This window comes from Bacillus pretiosus (assembly GCF_052947655.1).
Genome location: NZ_CM129593.1, coordinates 2,767,707 through 2,784,365, shown reverse-complemented (window position 1 = coordinate 2,784,365; position 16,659 = coordinate 2,767,707). Strand labels below are relative to the sequence as shown.

The following is a 16,659-nucleotide window of genomic DNA, read 5'->3' as shown; positions in this document are numbered from 1 at the left end:
TCCTTCTTTTTACTGTTAAAAGGAAAAGGAAAGCAGCTTATAAAATATGAGGGGTATGCTCCGAAATGTCTTTTTTTATTTTATTACGTTCTACACTTTGAACAAACAGCGCTTGCATAATGCCTCCAGCTATTAAGAAACAAGTACAAATATAAAATAGTATACTACCGTTAAGTTTACTTAATAAAACCGCACCAATAACAGGACCGCACGTACGAGATATATCCCAATGTAACCCGTAAATTGAAAAATACAATCCACGCTTATCTGTAGGAGCGATTTCTGAAACGAATCGAAGTAAATGGTTTAAGGCGATACTTTCCCCAATGACTAAAAAGAGTAATGTGAAGAATAGTGACGTGATTGTTGTTGAAATCCCGTAGCCAATTGCAGCTATTGTATAGCAGGTGTAAGAAATAAGAATAATTTTCGCCATAGAAAATCGTTCAGACCATTTCACAAGGAAAACTTGCAGGAAGATTTCCATTGTAGCCTTGCATGTTGAAATAAAAGCGAGCATGAATACGAAATCTGGAAATATATCTTTAGCGAAAATGCGATAATTTGTCTCAGTTTGAGCATAAAAAAAGCTAATAGGGAGTGTAGTAATCATAAGTCCTAAAACGGCGTAATGTTTGCTTACAAATTGTTTTGAAGATGATACTTCAACTTTTTGCTTTGGCTTTGTAAATACTGGAGCGGTTTCTGGAAGCTGCGTCCATACAACTACTGCATATACCATAAGTGTAATGCTTTGCATTATAAATAAATATTCAGGGTGAGTATGATAAAATATAGCACCAATTATTGGACCGATTACGGAACCAATTGCAGCAATCGTATGCAAAAGAGCAAAAATTTCTGCTTGTTGTTTTTGTTTTGTTAAATCAGCAATTTGTGCACGTTGAGCGGGAATATATAAGGAACGGCCAACCCCATTTATGACGTAAAGCAAAGCAAATATAAAAACAGACTGAGCAAAGATGAAGCTACCGATTGCAACGCCTTGTAGCAATAAGCCGATTAACATAATTTTCTTTCGCCCATATTTATCAGTCACCCCTCCAGCAATAAGTGTAAATACAATGTCTGAGAGAGGTTGTAGTCCGAAAATGAGCATAGTTATTATTATATTACCGTTTAACATTTTATTAACGTAAATAATCATAATGAGAGCTAACATAGATTCAGTCGTTCGGGTTAATAATTCGCCGCACAGTCTAATAATAATGGGTTTATTATAACGTAGTATGAGATTGTTCAATATTAATTCCTCCTTTCTATATTGAAATGATAAGATGAAAGGAGGAGTGGAAAAAGGGTAGAAACAAAAGGGGTTATTTTTCACCTTTTAGGGGGATTATGATGTTTATTTTAAATCAATATATTGAACTATGGTGTGCCTATGGTAAAGGTAGACAAGAAGGAGAACAATTAGAAGTTACCGTACAAATGATAGCAGAAACTTTATTTTGTACGGAGCGTAATAGTAAATTAATAATAAAAAAATTAGAAGAGTTAAATTGGATCGCTTGGTTTCCAGGGCGGGGGAGAGGGAATCGCTCTAAATTAATATTTCAAAAGCAACCGATGATATTAATTTTAGACAGAGGAAAAGAACTAACGAAAAAAGGGGATGTGAAAAGTGGAATCTCATTTGTGGAACGCTACAGCTCACAATTTCCATTAGTAAAGAAAGAGTATGAAGCTTGGATAGATTCCATATTTGGTCATAAAATAGAAAGGACACCAGAAGGAAGAAAAGATGTACTTCGGTTGCAAGTACAAATGAATCTAGACATCGCTTTGGATCCGGTTTACGCTACGATGCGCTCAGAATGTCATATGGTTAAACATATTTTTGATACACTCGTATATGTGAATGAGGAAACAAATTGTATAGAGCCAAGACTTGCTTTTCACTGGCAATATAATGACGCTGAAAAGGTTTGGACATTTTATTTAAGAAAAGGTATTCATCTTCATAATAGAAAACGACTTACCGCACATGATGTTATACATTCATTGAATCGATTTATGAAAGCGGAAAACAACCCACACGCATGGATGTTGCAACATGTTGAAAATGTCCGTGCAGTGGATGAATTTGTTGTTGAAATTCAATTACATACGGAAAATAGGATGTTTTTACATATGCTAAGTGCAGAACAGTGTTCTATCGTAAATGAAGATGAAGCAGGAAACTTTATTGGTACAGGACCTTTTATATTACGCGAGAAAAATGCACAATTATTTGTTTTAGAAGTGCATGATTTATATTATCGTGAAAGACCTTTTCTTGACCGAATTGAACTAATGAATGTAGAGCAAAATGTAAATACGTATGACGTGTTAGTAAAGGCGCAATATAAAGATAAAGAAAAGCCTAATAAAGAGTTGTCTCGGCTTGAATCGAACGTGACATATGTAACGTGCAATCTTGTAAAAGAAGGACCAATGCAAGATGAGCTGTTTCGAAAGGCACTACATAAAATCATTCATGGCGATAGGATTGTTCAAGAACTCGGCGGAGAACGTGGAGAAGTGGCTAAGAAACTAATATTAGCAAATGAAAGAAAAGTAGAGATTAAGGAAGAGATAGAATGTTTAGTGAAAAAGAGTATGTATCATCATGAAGTGCTACAACTCTACACATTTACAGGACAAGATCATGTAGAAGATGCACAATGGATTCAGAAAGAGTGTGCGAAGTATGGGATTCGTGTAGAAACTAATTTTCTTGAAGTTGAAGAGTTATTGGAAATCAGTACGATACAAAAGGCTGATATGATGCATGATAGTGCAACGATTAGCGAACGAATAGAAGATAGTCTGCTATATATGTTTCTTACAAAAAATAGTTTTATTCATGGGCAAAGCAGCATGGACTTTCATAAAAAGCTCTTCCCTTATTTTAAAGAAGAAGATTTAGAGAATAGAGTTACATTGTTACGCGATATTGAGGACACTTTGTTACGTCACATTCATATTATTCCTTTATATCGTAACAAACAACAAGTAACTTCTCACGAAAAAGTACAAAATATAATGATTAATTCACAAGGGTGGATTGATTTTTATGAAATATGGTTTACATGTTGATAAATAAGGGCTTTTACGCATTTTACATGATGTGTAAGAGCCTTTTTTTCGTGTGTGAAACAGGGTTGTTTTACACATTGTTACGCTACTTACGATAAAAGTCTATTTACAGCGTAACAGTGTTATGTTACATTGTTGTCAGGAAGGAGTGTTATACAGTTGAGTACAGATTTAATTTCAAAAAAAGATTTATTAGAACTAACTGGTATTTCATACGGACAGTTATATAGGTGGAAAAGAAAAAATTTAATACCGGAAGATTGGTTTGTACGAAAGTCAACATTCACGGGTCAAGAGACATTTTTTCCGAAAGAAAAGATATTAGAGCGTATTGATAAAATCCAAACGATGAAAGAAGATTTATCACTTGATGAACTAGCAAATATGTTTTCACCGAGTGTTAGAGAAATTCTTTTAACAAAAGAAGACGTCTTACGTAAAGGAATTGCATCAGAGCCAGTTTTACAATTCTTCATAGAACAAACGAATAAAACAACAGAGTTTCAATTTGTAGATATTCTTTATGTGTATATGTTAGAAGAGTTACTACAATCGGGAGAGATTAGTTTAGAAGAAGGAAAAATGGTCTTGCAAGTTTTACGTGAAAATTATGAAGCAATTAAGCATAAAACTTGTGACTTAATCATCGTCCGAAAGTTAGGGATTTCTACATGTTTCTTAGTTTCAAACGTGGACGATTTAATTTTTGAAAAAGGTACCAAAATTGTTTTACGCGAAGCGATTATGAAATATACCGAAGCATTAAAAACGAAACTGTTGTAGTGGAGGAGAAAGTATGCGTACAGATAATTTGATTATAAATGGTTACGGTTCATCGAATGGCGGCGAGTTTCATAAAGTGCAATTAAATGGAAAAGGGACTGTTAATGGAAATATTGAATGTGACCAATTTGAATGTAACGGATATGGTGCTGTTACTGGAAATTTGAAAAGTAGCAATGCGAGAATTAGTGGATCGGGTAAAGTCGATGGCACAGTACACGCGGAAACGATGCGCATTGATGGAAAAGCAACAATTACGCAAGATGTGAAGGCGAACAGTTTGAAAATTGCAGGAAAAGGTACGATAGGTGGAAATGTAACTGGTGAAGAGTTTAAAGTCAATGGTCAAGCGACGATTGATGGTAATTGTGAAGTGGATACTTTTTCTTCAGAAGGCCAATTTACAATTGGTGGATTATTAAGTGCCGATGAAATAAATATTAATATTCACGGTACATGTCGAGCGAAAGAAATTGGTGGTCAAACGATTAAAGTAAAACATAGACTAAGTACTTTTAGTAGACTGTTTAAATCAGTATTTGGTATGCAGTTAGAGGCTGAACTATTAGAAGGTGACAATATTGATATTGATTATGCTCACATAAAAACGGTAAGAGGAAACAATGTGACAGTAGGAGCGAACTGTGAGATTGAACTCATTGAATATACGGGTGTTCTTACTGTCGATAAAAGCGCAAATGTAAAAGAAATGAAGCAGGTTTAATGGGAGGGAGAAAGTAATATGGAACATCAACATAGTCTTACTGTCAATGGCTCTGGTAGTTCAGCAGGTGGGGATTATAACAAAGTGAATATTCGCGGTGAAGGAACGATTTCTAATGATATGAGCTGTAATGAATTTAAAACGTACGGCACGAGTGAAGTGCGCGGTAATATGAAAGTGAAAAATTATGTCGTGTATGGAGATAGTGAAGTACAAGGAAATGTAGATGCGGAATATGTAAAAGTATACGGAAATACACAAATGAATAGTGATGCCCATATTGAAAAAACGAAAGTAAGAGGTATGATAGAAGTTAAAGGGAAGTTTACTGGTGATTTCGTAGATGTGAAAGGCGCTTTAAATGTGAAAGGAGATATTGAAGTTGAAGAACTATCACTAACTGGTGGCCTTGAAAGTGATGGATTACTTAATGCTGAAAATATTGAAATTTCACTTCGTTATGAAGGCAGCAAAGTGAGAGAAATCGGCGGTAAAAAGATTACCGTTCGTAAAAAAGCGAGATTTATTCCATTTACAAGTCATGCTGGAAGCCTCCAAACGTCTATCATTGAAGGAGATGAAATTTATTTAGAGCATACGATTGCTGAAGTAGTACGAGGAAATAACGTTACCATTGGTCCAGGATGTGAAATTAGTGTTGTAGAATATCATACTAGTTTTAATCAAAAAGGTAATGCAGTTGTAAAAGAACATAAACAAATATAAGTAGTACGAGGGAGAGCAAGGTTATGGTTGAGAAGAATAATAAGCTCGGCTTTGTTGTGGCGGGCTTATTGCTAGGTATTTTAATGGCATCAATGGACAATACCATTGTCGTAACAGCGATGGGAACGATTGTTGGTGACTTAGGAGGCCTTGAAAACTTTGTATGGGTCGTTTCTGCCTATATGGTCGCAGAAATGGCAGGTATGCCGATATTCGGAAAACTATCAGATATGTATGGTAGAAAGAGATTCTTTATTTTCGGTTTAATCGTCTTTATGATTGGTTCGGCACTTTGTGGTACTGCTGAAAATATTACACAGTTAGGTATTTATCGTGCCATTCAAGGTATTGGTGGCGGGGCATTAGTGCCGATCGCGTTTACTATCGTTTTTGATATTTTCCCTCCTGAAAAGCGCGGGAAAATGGGTGGATTATTCGGAGCAGTATTTGGTTTATCAAGTATTTTTGGCCCGCTGCTTGGTGCGTATATTACAGATTACATAAGCTGGCACTGGGTATTTTACATTAACTTACCGCTTGGCGTTTTAGCACTTATTTTTATTACATTCTTTTATAAAGAATCACGAGTTCATAGAAAGCAAAAAATTGATTGGTTTGGCGCAATTACTTTAGTTGGTGCAGTAGTTTCGCTAATGTTTGCTTTAGAACTAGGTGGACAAAAGTATGAGTGGGATTCTAACTTTATTTTAAGTTTATTTGGCGGATTCGCTATTTTAATTATTGCATTTATTTTTATTGAACGTAAAGTAGAAGAACCGATCATTTCATTTGAAATGTTTAAACAACGTTTATTCGGAATGAGTACCATTATTGCATTATGTTACGGTGCTGCGTTCATGTCAGCAACTGTATACATACCGTTATTCATTCAAGGTGTATACGGTGGTAGCGCAACAAACTCAGGATTATTACTTTTACCGATGATGTTAGGATCAGTCGTAACAGCGCAGTTAGGTGGATTTTTAACGACGAAGCTTAGCTACCGAAACATTATGATTATTTCTGCTGTTATTATGCTAATTGGACTATTCTTATTAAGCACATTAACGCCAGAAACAAGTCGTATATTATTAACGGTTTATATGATTATTATTGGATTTGGAGTAGGTTTCTCATTCTCTGTACTAAGTATGGCAGCTATTCACAACTTCGGTATGGAACAGCGTGGATCTGCAACTTCAACGAGTAATTTCATTCGTTCATTAGGAATGACACTTGGTATTACAATCTTCGGAATGATTCAAAGAACAGGTTTCCAAGATCAATTAGAAGAAGCTTTTAAAGGTATGAGCGGAGGAATGAATACAAACGCTTTAGGAGATTCAAGAGCTATTCTATCAGAATCGGCAAGATCTCAAATCCCGCCGCACATATTAGATAAAATTATTGACGCTCTTTCTAGCTCCATTGTTCAAACATTTATGTGGGCATTAGTACCAGCAGGTCTAGCATTCATATTTATTTTCTTTATGGGAAATGAGCGTATGGTAATTAAGAAACAGCAAACGAATAAAAAGAGTGAAACATCAAAAGCGTAATGAAAAAGCTCCTTTCCAATTGGAAAGGAGCTTTTTCGTATGTACGGATTTAGATTAGCCTTCGATAATTTCGTATTCTTCGTCTGCTAATAATAAAATTTGTGTTTTCTTACCTTTGTTTTGAACTTCGATTACATCGTATGCACCTAAGTCTCTTAGTTTGTTTTGAGAAGCGTTAACCATAACTTCCATAGAATCAATTAAGATATCTTCTTCAATGTATGATTCAGGCAATGCCATATCTTCTGTTTCTAATACACATGCATATAGATTTTGTAAGTTTTCAGTAGTTGGGTTTTGTTCCTCAACATCAATGATGTTCTTTACTGCATCCATATTTTCTTCTTTTGCTTGGTATACTTTAATTTTAGCCATTGTTTTATTCTCCTTTATAACGTAATCGTAGAGGCTACACCTTATTATAACGTTTTTTTCATGAAAGATGAAATTGTTATATGTATTTATAGGGAAATTTATGTGCTATTACTCATTATTGGCGTAATTTCATTATTAATGTGATAAGTAAGTACCTATATTCCTGAGTTAAAGTTATATTGTCCAAGCTTTTTTATACTCCGTTCATAGTATATGTATTAGATAAAACATATAGGGAAGAGATGGAGTGTAAGTGGATTGTGAGCCGAAACGAAATTATCAATGCTGCCAAAATAGTATTTGTGAATTTTTGCGAAGTCTAGAGCCTTTTACAAAAGTTGAGAGTATTGTAATCGCCGGAAACGAAATTGTAGTATCTTATTTTCTTTCATTTAATAAGAGGAATGGTATCGTATCCTTCGTACAAGAGGACAATGAGGTTATCTTTGTAGATTGCTCTAGGATTGATGCAATTCGAATAGGAAAAGTTTGTAGTTGTAAAACGAAAGTTAAATTTATTGAAGAGGATTTTAGTTTACTTGGAAATGTTTGTCCACAATGTTTAACAGAGGGTAGTACACTCTTTTTTGACTTTTACAATCCAGAATTGAATTTATCACTACAAGCAAAAACAATTGATGCACCTAGTTGTACTGAATTTATAGATGAGATGGGGAATGTCGTAAAGCAAATTACTATAATAGGTGAAGCGATTGTTTCTAAAGATTTTGTTCAAGTGCCGGAACTATTAAACTTTCTATTAGTTTTATCTGATACGACTACGAATCCTTTAAAGTTTGGAATACTGTTCATTAATTTCCCTGATCTTACGTTTATTATTCTTTTCGCATCGAGTGGATACCTCAACATTTCGAACTGTTTGAAAATCGAGAGTGGAACTGGTAATGCTGAAATAGAAGATATGAAAAAGATGGTGACGAATGACAATAATACGTACAAGTCAGTTGTTAAATTGACTAAAGTATATAAAAATGGAGGAACAGAATCATATATTTATAAGAATGAGTTATAACATACGTATTTAAATGAACCCTCAAACGAGTATTGAGGGCTATTACATAATAAAAGATGATAATCGGTTACATGTAGATTGCAAATTATTATTAAGTATATTTACTGTTAACCTTTATACAGGACAGTCGCTTACTATTTATTAGATGTTATAATAATTTTATATTTACGAATATTTTACGATTATATATAGTTTAATAAACTTTTGTTTATATATGAAAAGTAGAGTTAAACTGATTCCAAAGAAAGCGGGAATGTAAATGATATATGAAGCGAGTATACATACGAGAGAAAAATTAGTTACTATGTTCGAGGATTTCAATAACGTTGTTTTACTTTCTTATTTACAAGGACATATGGGTACTGCTTGGGTAAATGATCTTGAAAACCCAACAGTAGCGCAAGTTACGGTAGGGATTTTCACATTTTATGCTGGGGATCCAAATAGGAAAGAAACAGAAGAATTACTACGTAACATTCCTGATAGAATGTTAGTAATCGTAAATAGTGAAGAGTGGAAAAAGCGTTTAGAAACATTTTACGAAAGAAAAATAGATAAGTTTTTACGCTATAAATTCAAACGTAATGCGGAAGTTTTTAATCGTTCAAAATTACAATCTTTTATATCAGCGCTTCCAAAAGGATACGAGTTACGAAGAATAGATGAACATATCGTAAATATCCCTACACTACATAAGGTCTCTGAAGATTTTACAAGTCAATTTCAATCAGTAGAAGATTATTTAAAACGAGGTATAGGGTATAGTATTTTGTACCAAGGTGAAGTTGTATGCGGTGCATCATCGTATAGCATTTATGATAATGGGATTGAAATTGAAGTGGCGACTGATCACAATCATAGAAGAAAAGGGTTGGCGACTATAGTTAGTGCAGCGCTAATCTTGGCCTGCTTAGAAAAAGAGATATATCCAAACTGGGATGCTGCGAATACTACGTCTGCTAAACTGGCAGAAAAACTAGGATATGTTTTTGATAAGGCATATGATACGTATTTTGTGGATAATAGATGAAATCATTTTTAAATAAAAGAGCAGCTAGCAAAAGCTAACTGCTCCTCTCCAAAGCAGAATGGAGAAATACAATCATGTTACTTACATTATTGACAGAACAGTAATTTTTAATCCAATAACTATAAAAGTTTAGATAAAATATCTTTGATTAAACCTGAGGCACCGATAAAGAGTACTGATAAAAAAACGATTGAGTATATACTTTTTTTAGGTTTTTTAAATTCTAGGTAAATGTTAAAAATAGCACCAATTGCAACTACAATAAAGATAACGAGTCTTATTACATCTATCATGAATAACGCTCCTTTTAATTACTTAATTGTATTATATAGGAATTCACCTTCAGATTAGTTTATTGGAATACGAATTAAGGTAATTTTAAACAAAATAATCTTTTATACAAAAGTAAGGTTAGTGGAAAAAGGAAACGTATGTAGTAATTGTATAACTTGTAGAAGCTGATGGTGACCAAATAAAGTACGGTTATTATTTGAGTGGTCTAGTAATTTATATTTTTGTATACGCTCTCTTTAGGCATACTTACAACTTAAATAATAAAACATGCTTATCATAATGATCTAAACACCAATTATATTTTTTTAGAATAATTGGATGAACTACTTCTTTCGTAGTATCAACCTCAGTATAGCCATATTTCTTATAAAAGTTTTGTAATTCCTTAAAAGGAAGACAGTATACATGTTGTACTTGTAATTTCTTCGCAGTTTCTACTAAAAATGAAACAAGTTCCCCAGCTAATTGTAGGCCTCTAAATTTAGTGAGAATAAAAATCCCGCCCATTTCTATCGTATCTTCATCTATTTGGACTAATCGGCCAACACCTGCATACTCGTTGTTGTAAGTAATAATTGCAACTTTATCCCTTTTTAAATCACTTCTTACAAAACCTATTGAGTCATATTGATTATTAATCCATTCTAAATCATTAGATGTGGCTAGTTGAATACTCATATACACCCTCCTTCAGAATACTAGCTCTATCTTCAGTATATAGAACGTAAGATGCTATATCAAAAAAAACTAGCTATAGCACATTTGTTTAAGTTATTAGTTGAAGGTGTGGGTTTGTTGGTATTGAAATGATAGCTTCACCAAACAGAGGATAATAACCTTGTGAATTTAGTGTTACATAGTCAAAATGAAAATTAGTTCATGCGTTCGGTAACGCATTATTGTTTAAGCGTATAGAGTTTATAGGGTTAGTAGCTACTGTATTAATTGAAACTATTAAGGAAAAGTGGTAATCATCAGTCTGAGTGATAAAAATCCTCCAGAAAAAAAAAGGGATATAAATATAAGAGCACTTCGAAAAGTGCCCTTCAGTAACGACTACTCATTCTAAAAAGAAAGGATGCAATATATCATATGAAGTTAAGTGTATTTAATTATGGGCCTTTATATAAAAGTTTTATTTTATTTTAAATAAATAGGCGGTTGTTTCCTCAACTACCTTTCAGTAAAACAAAGCACTTTTTCTGAAATAAATTATGGATGGTTCCTCAAAAAGGCTATAGGATATACTCATATTTTTATAACTAAAGTGACGAGCTTAGGTTATAAGAAAGGAAAAATTATATTGTATGAAATCTATTCTAGAATAGTCACAAACAAAGCTGTCTTCCTATTAGAAGGCAGCTTTTTGTTATTAGAAAAAAGAATTAGAAATAAAATAAAAATTCAAGTTACTTGTCCAAACAATATTTTTTAAAATACATAAAATGCTAGTAGTTAGCCAATATTGTCATATTGCTAATTTTTTAGACTACAAGGGGTGATTTTATGTGTGATTGTGAAGTTTGTAGAAGAAAGAAAAACCGAGATCCATTAAATCGGGAGTTTGAGCCGAAAAAACGAGTTTCTGAGCCAATAAAACAGGATTGCGAACCAAAAAAAGGGGATTCTGAGCCAATAAAACAGGATTGCGAACCAAAAAAAGGGGATTCTGCACTAATAAAACAGGATTGCGAACCAAAAAAAGGGGACTCTGAATTAATAAGACAGGATTCCGAAATATTAAATTCTTATTCATTTAGTAAAAATTCAAATTTTTTAGAAGAAGCTATACAAGCAGATGAAATCGATCAAGTTTCTGAGGAATATATTGAAATAGTTGATTCAGCAGATGTACAAGTTACTACTACAGATACAAAAGCTGCGCTATCTATTCAAGCGGCATTACAAGCAGCTATTGTGGTTGTAGTAAGTATTTCTATAGCAGATAGTGAAAAGGCAGATAAAATAACACAAGAATTATTTCAAAAATCATCTATTAAACAAATTAATAGACAAAAAACATTTATTAAAAATTCCAGAAACGTAACCGTAACAACTACTGATACAGATATTGCAGTGAATGTTCAAATTCTCCTTCAAATTTTATTAGCTTTATTAGTTAAACTAAACATTTTATAATGTTTCTAATCTGTTTATATTTAGCTATAAGGGTTCACTCTAAGTAAATATTTTTTGTTGTAATATGTGGTACAAGCTTGGAATTCTTATTATGACTGAATTAATATTCAATATTAATGGGAAAGTAAGTGTGGAAAACTGCAAAATAGTAAAATTTAAATACATTATTTAACAGTAAATGAAACTTATGTTTATGTGAAGGAAAGCTGTCTTCTTATTAGAAGCCAGCTTTTTGATTTTATTAGTAAAAATAAGTGGAAATAGAAGATTGAGTTACTTGTCCAAGCAATTTTTATTAAATTACATATAATGCTGGTAGTTATTTAAAAATTTTATAGAAAATTGATTGGAGTGAATATTGTAAATGGATGATTTAAACAAATTTTCTTCCTTTAAGTTTGATAAGGATCAAAAGAATATAATCATAGACCTTTTACTCTCAGATATTTTTAATAGGCATGGGATAAATGAAGAAAGGTTAAAAAATTTATCGCCAGAAAAAAAACAGCAAATTAAAAGTATTGTTTCTGAAATACAATCACAGGTTAATAATTATTTAGATTGAAAGGGGGTGAACTTATGGACAAAGCATGCCATACAGATGAAAATAAAAAGTGGAGTGCATTAGATTCTTCAAATCCTCATCCATCTTTTAAAAATGCCAATGTTTCAGAAGCAGCTGCACAAGAAAGCAAAACTTATCAAATTTCTGAAGAGTCTATTACAATTGTTGATTCAGCAGATGTAGAAGTTACTACTACAGATACAAAAGCTGCGTTATCTATTCAAGCAGCATTACAAGCAGCTATCGTGGTTATAATAAGTATTTCTATAGCAGATAGTGAAAAAGCTGACCGTGTAGCACAAGAATTGTTTCAAAAATCATCTGTTAAACAAGTTAATAAACAAGAAACTGTCATTAGAAATTCTAGAAATGTTACAGTTACGACTACGGATACAGACATAGCAGTAAATGTTCAAATTCTTCTCCAAATTTTATTAGCTTTACTAGTAAAATTAAATATTCTATAAAATATTTGACCTGTTTTTTAAATATGGTGCTTCTTAGGGATAAGTATTCACTTTTTTAATTATAGTACAGGCTAAAATATTAATCATAATTGGACTAATATTTAACATTGCATGAATAATAAGGTTAACAAACAATGTGATGGAAAATAAAGTTTGGTTATTTTTTAAAAAATTAAAAAGCCGTTTCCTTTATTGGATTTGGCTTTTTAATTTTAAACAGTATAAATTTGAAAAGACCACATTAAATTAAGTAATTTAAATATAATAATGAAAAATCCCTAAAATTATTCGTGGTATAGAAAAAATAACAATAAACAATTGGTTAAATTGGAATGATTTTTATTAACAGTTCAACATTTGAAGAATAGTGCATACAATATAAAGTCTTTTCCTTTCTTCATTTAAGTTTTACGTATATAATTTAAAAGTACTATTTTTATTTTATATTTTTTATATTTATAACAGAATAGAGGTTTAAAAATGGGTGTTAAAATCATTACGGATAGTGCGGCGGATTTACCGGTAGAATTGCTGCAAGCATATGATATTGATTTAATTCCACTCCGTGTTTATGATGAAGCAGAAACAGAGTATTTAGATGGAGTTACATTAGAGTCAGTTACATTATTGCAAAACATGAGAGAAGGCGCTGTTTATAGAACGTCATTGCCTTCACTTGAAACTTTCCAAGAAAAATTTGTTTCTTATGCAAAAGAAGGTAATCCTTGTATATATTTAGCTTTTTCATCTGAACTGTCTGGTACATATCAATCGTCAGTTGTTATTAAAGAAGAAGTGAAAGAAACATATGCTGATTTAGATTTAGAAATTATTGATACGAAATGTGCTTCGCTTGGTCAAGGGCTTGTCGTATTAGAAGCTGCTAAAATGGCGAAAGACGGCGCATCAAAAGAAGATATTTTAAAACGTGTTGATTTTCTAATGAACCATATAGAACATATCTTCACAGTAGCTGACTTGCAGTACTTAGTGAGAGGTGGGCGTTTAAGTAAAGTAGCTGGTTTTATCGGTGGTTTACTAAACATTAAACCGATCTTAAACGTGCAAGAAGGAAAACTTGTACCACTTGAAAAGGTAAGAGGGAAAAAGAAAGTACTAAGCCGAATTGTAGATATTATGGAAGAGCGTGGAAAAGACCTTAAAGGTCAAACAATCGCTATGACTCATGGTGATGACATAGAAACAGCTGAAGCTTTAAAAGCATTAATTACAGAGAGATTTGGCTGTGAAGTATTTATCGTAAATACAATTGGAGCTGCAATCGGAGCGCATACAGGACCTGGTGCGTTAACATTGTTCTTCTTAAATGAAGTAGAGTAAAGGATTGATCTTTTGATCAATCCTTTTTTAATCTCATTTATATGTAATTATTTATTCACTTTCTCTTTAAAAGGTAAGAAGGTAGATAGGAAAGTGATAATAGCTAGTCCAAAGCTAAATCTTTCAGTTTGATCAATTACTAAGTCATTTTTCCACTGATAAAGGAAAGAAGCGATTATTAAAAGTAAAACAGCGCCTCCAACATATCTTACTATTTTTCGTGAGGATTCATCTTTAAATTTTACAATCATGTTTATCATCCTTTCGTTTTTATTGAATAATTCGACAAACTAATTTCTAGGATTTGATATTAATAATTCATCTATTAAATTTATTTGGTTTACAATAGATATTTTCTATGTATTAGGTAAATGTAATGAACTATAACTATTTAAATGAAGAATGATAGCTTACATGTAGTTAAATCCTTTTCATTAAGTTTATCGTAATGTAAGTATATGATTCTGTGTTTGTTAATAACAAGTAGTAAAATCACATGAAAAAAATGGACGAAAAATCTAAATTTTAACCATTAAATTTAACAAAGTATCTAGAAATAATCATAGTATGAATGTAAAATTAAAATATATGATACATTTTTTTACATTTGTAAAGTTATGTATTTTCTTAGTATGAAAGATTATGCAATACATAATGGCTTATTTAGTAAAAAGTATGAAATGGTTAAGCAGGGAGAGTAGAAAGATGGAAATAGGGGAACGTATTCGCCATGTTCGGATGCATAAAGGATTAACACAGGGGGAACTCGTATCAGGAATATGTTCAATAACATATTTAAGTAGAATAGAAAGTGGAAAAATAAAACCGTCATCTTCTTTTATAAAAAAGGTTTCTAAGAAGTTAGAAGTTAAGAGCGATTATCTTATAAATGGAAATTACGAGGAGATAAAGCTTACTATTTTTAAAATATGTAATAAATATAAAAAAGATAAAACTATTACAGAAGCTGACTTATCTTTGTTAGAATTATATGTTCGTGAAGTGGATTCAATCCCTTTATTACTAAAGGTATATGGTGTACTGATATACTACCACGCTCGACAAAAAAACGTGCCATATGTGAAGTTACTTATAGATCAAGCTTCGCAAATGATACCAAGTCAAGTCGAAATGCAAGATCCTGAAGATTATATTTATTATTTAAAAGCTCGAGGTTTATATTTTTATAATAAACAAGACTACATTGCTGCTCATGATATTTATGTACAGGCTGAGAGTTTACTTGGTGCAGAAGAAACTGAACAACATGGCCATATATACTATAATTTATGTCATGTATATAAGGAGCTTTATAAAGATAAAAGTATTAGTCGTTTGTATGCCCTAAAAGCTTACAACATATACAGAAAAAATGGTATGCAGAAAAACGTAATAAATACACTTTTAATGCTTGCAATATTGTATATTATGGATGAGTTATATGAAAAGGCACTTGAAATTTTACAGAAAGTAGAAAATAGTTTGGCTACTAATGATGATTCAAAGTATTTACCTATCATTTCATATGATTACGGTAAAATTTATCAAGGTTTGAAAGACTATACGAATGCCATTAAATACTACGAAAAAACTTTGGAATTAAGTGAATTTTTATCACAGAAAGATCAAAAAGTATATGCGTTACGAAACATGTTGGAGATATACATAGAACTTAAAGATTGGAAAAATGTTAATAAGGCTATGAATGAAGCATTTCATTTTTTATCGATTTATGATGTGCCAATTGCATTTGTCCAACTATATGGTTTGAAAGCTAAAGTATTCAAAATACGTGGGGATTATTATGAATATGAGAAAAATATGCAAAAAGCAATTGAAGTGGGATTAGAAAAAAAACAACATCGCTTAGTTGCTGAACTATCCTATGAACTAGGTAACTTTTATAATGAAAATCGCTCTTATAAATTATCTGCGAAATTTTATAAAATATCAGTTGAAAATAAAATGGATTTATAAAGAAGTTTAGTAAAAATTCTTATAAATTGTAAAGGGTTATCCAAAAGAGTAGGGTATTTTATACCTTTTGGATAGCCTCTTTTTTATTACTATTCTATAATTACTGGTCGATAAGGTATCGGTGAAGATAAAATCATCGAAGTTTTTACTGTACCAAATGGTATAACGATATCAATTAATTCCTCTAATTCTTTCATTGAGTGAACCGCTACTCTTAAGTAATAGCTACTTTCACCTGTCACCCGATGACATTCAAGTATTCTATATTCTGTGTATATTTTCTCCTCAAATTTTTTGCATGGAATCTTTAAATTTTCGATTCTTAAAAATGCTTGAATTGATTTTCCAACTGCATCTAATGATATCCGAGCCGTATATTTCTCAAGTATTCCAGTATCTTGTAATCTCTTTAGTCTTTCTGTAACACTAGGGCGGCTGAGGTGTAAGTGTTCGGTCATTTCTGTAATTGTCATTCTGGCATCTTCTTGTAGTAATAACGTAATTTTCTTGTCAATTTCATCCATGAATTATGCTCCTTTACAAA

Annotated in this window: 18 protein-coding genes; 12 read left to right on the top strand and 6 right to left on the bottom strand. The window is 32.0% G+C overall.

Going from position 1 to position 16,659, the window contains the following annotated elements; translation table 11 throughout:
• Window positions 1-37: 37 nt before the first annotated feature.
• The gene (locus tag ACU8YW_RS14280; protein ID WP_088063746.1) at window positions 38-1,264 is read right to left on the bottom strand and encodes an MDR family MFS transporter; all 1,227 of its coding nucleotides are present in this window, start codon (window positions 1,262-1,264) and stop codon (window positions 38-40) included.
• A gap of 101 nt (window positions 1,265-1,365) precedes the next feature.
• Here ACU8YW_RS14280 and ACU8YW_RS14275 point away from each other — a divergent pair, with 101 nt between their 5' ends.
• The 5 genes from ACU8YW_RS14275 to ACU8YW_RS14255 all read left to right on the top strand — a co-directional run bounded on the left by ACU8YW_RS14275 (window position 1,366) and on the right by ACU8YW_RS14255 (window position 6,894).
• Window positions 1,366-3,102 (top strand): ABC transporter substrate-binding protein, encoded by a 1,737-nt coding sequence (locus ACU8YW_RS14275; protein ID WP_426934315.1) that lies wholly within the window; start codon window positions 1,366-1,368, stop codon window positions 3,100-3,102.
• A 159-nt stretch (window positions 3,103-3,261) separates the two neighbouring features.
• Window positions 3,262-3,885 (top strand): YhbD family protein, encoded by a 624-nt coding sequence (locus ACU8YW_RS14270; RefSeq protein ID WP_087980731.1) that lies wholly within the window; start codon window positions 3,262-3,264, stop codon window positions 3,883-3,885.
• Window positions 3,886-3,898: 13 nt separating this feature from the next.
• Window positions 3,899-4,609 (top strand): bactofilin family protein, encoded by a 711-nt coding sequence (locus ACU8YW_RS14265; RefSeq protein WP_088063744.1) that lies wholly within the window; start codon window positions 3,899-3,901, stop codon window positions 4,607-4,609.
• 18 nt (window positions 4,610-4,627) lie between these two features.
• On the top strand, window positions 4,628-5,335 hold the full coding sequence (locus ACU8YW_RS14260) for a cytoplasmic protein (RefSeq protein ID WP_088063743.1): 708 nt from the start codon (window positions 4,628-4,630) through the stop codon (window positions 5,333-5,335).
• A gap of 23 nt (window positions 5,336-5,358) precedes the next feature.
• On the top strand, window positions 5,359-6,894 hold the full coding sequence (locus ACU8YW_RS14255) for an MDR family MFS transporter (protein ID WP_446893961.1): 1,536 nt from the start codon (window positions 5,359-5,361) through the stop codon (window positions 6,892-6,894).
• 54 nt (window positions 6,895-6,948) lie between these two features.
• Here the strand turns inward: ACU8YW_RS14255 and ACU8YW_RS14250 are convergent, their stop codons facing one another.
• A complete protein-coding gene (locus ACU8YW_RS14250; protein WP_046954336.1) occupies window positions 6,949-7,269 on the bottom strand; it encodes a hypothetical protein in 321 nt (106 codons plus the stop codon).
• Between the two features lie 253 nt (window positions 7,270-7,522).
• On the opposite strand from ACU8YW_RS14250, the gene ACU8YW_RS14245 reads away from it, so the two are divergent.
• On the top strand, window positions 7,523-8,302 hold the full coding sequence (locus ACU8YW_RS14245; RefSeq protein ID WP_088608843.1) for a BC_2878 family exosporium-associated protein: 780 nt from the start codon (window positions 7,523-7,525) through the stop codon (window positions 8,300-8,302).
• 259 nt (window positions 8,303-8,561) lie between these two features.
• Window positions 8,562-9,332, top strand: coding sequence for a GNAT family N-acetyltransferase (locus tag ACU8YW_RS14240; protein ID WP_087983809.1), 771 nt, complete (start codon window positions 8,562-8,564; stop codon window positions 9,330-9,332).
• Between the two features lie 119 nt (window positions 9,333-9,451).
• Here ACU8YW_RS14240 and ACU8YW_RS14235 read toward each other — a convergent pair whose 3' ends face one another.
• Window positions 9,452-9,625, bottom strand: coding sequence for a hypothetical protein (locus tag ACU8YW_RS14235; RefSeq protein ID WP_088063741.1), 174 nt, complete (start codon window positions 9,623-9,625; stop codon window positions 9,452-9,454).
• Between the two features lie 247 nt (window positions 9,626-9,872).
• The gene (locus ACU8YW_RS14230; protein ID WP_426934313.1) at window positions 9,873-10,304 is read right to left on the bottom strand and encodes a GNAT family N-acetyltransferase; all 432 of its coding nucleotides are present in this window, start codon (window positions 10,302-10,304) and stop codon (window positions 9,873-9,875) included.
• Between the two features lie 828 nt (window positions 10,305-11,132).
• On the opposite strand from ACU8YW_RS14230, the gene ACU8YW_RS14225 reads away from it, so the two are divergent.
• The 4 genes from ACU8YW_RS14225 (at window position 11,133) to ACU8YW_RS14210 (ending at window position 14,138) form a co-directional block, all read left to right on the top strand.
• Window positions 11,133-11,765, top strand: a complete 633-nt coding sequence (locus ACU8YW_RS14225) for a spore coat protein (RefSeq protein WP_426934312.1) — start codon at window positions 11,133-11,135, stop codon at window positions 11,763-11,765.
• 364 nt (window positions 11,766-12,129) lie between these two features.
• The gene (locus ACU8YW_RS14220) at window positions 12,130-12,330 is read left to right on the top strand and encodes a hypothetical protein (RefSeq protein ID WP_060487103.1); all 201 of its coding nucleotides are present in this window, start codon (window positions 12,130-12,132) and stop codon (window positions 12,328-12,330) included.
• Between the two features lie 14 nt (window positions 12,331-12,344).
• Window positions 12,345-12,797, top strand: a complete 453-nt coding sequence (locus ACU8YW_RS14215) for a spore coat protein (protein ID WP_088063739.1) — start codon at window positions 12,345-12,347, stop codon at window positions 12,795-12,797.
• A gap of 480 nt (window positions 12,798-13,277) precedes the next feature.
• Complete coding sequence (locus ACU8YW_RS14210) at window positions 13,278-14,138, top strand: DegV family protein (protein WP_088122376.1); 861 nt, start codon at window positions 13,278-13,280, stop codon at window positions 14,136-14,138.
• A gap of 47 nt (window positions 14,139-14,185) precedes the next feature.
• Here the strand turns inward: ACU8YW_RS14210 and ACU8YW_RS14205 are convergent, their stop codons facing one another.
• A complete protein-coding gene (locus tag ACU8YW_RS14205) occupies window positions 14,186-14,389 on the bottom strand; it encodes a hypothetical protein (protein ID WP_075307469.1) in 204 nt (67 codons plus the stop codon).
• A 454-nt stretch (window positions 14,390-14,843) separates the two neighbouring features.
• Between ACU8YW_RS14205 and ACU8YW_RS14200 the strand changes: the two genes are divergently transcribed.
• On the top strand, window positions 14,844-16,115 hold the full coding sequence (locus ACU8YW_RS14200) for a helix-turn-helix domain-containing protein (RefSeq protein WP_088063737.1): 1,272 nt from the start codon (window positions 14,844-14,846) through the stop codon (window positions 16,113-16,115).
• Window positions 16,116-16,204: 89 nt separating this feature from the next.
• Here ACU8YW_RS14200 and ACU8YW_RS14195 read toward each other — a convergent pair whose 3' ends face one another.
• The gene (locus tag ACU8YW_RS14195) at window positions 16,205-16,639 is read right to left on the bottom strand and encodes an Lrp/AsnC family transcriptional regulator (protein ID WP_088063736.1); all 435 of its coding nucleotides are present in this window, start codon (window positions 16,637-16,639) and stop codon (window positions 16,205-16,207) included.
• Window positions 16,640-16,659 lie beyond the last annotated feature (20 nt).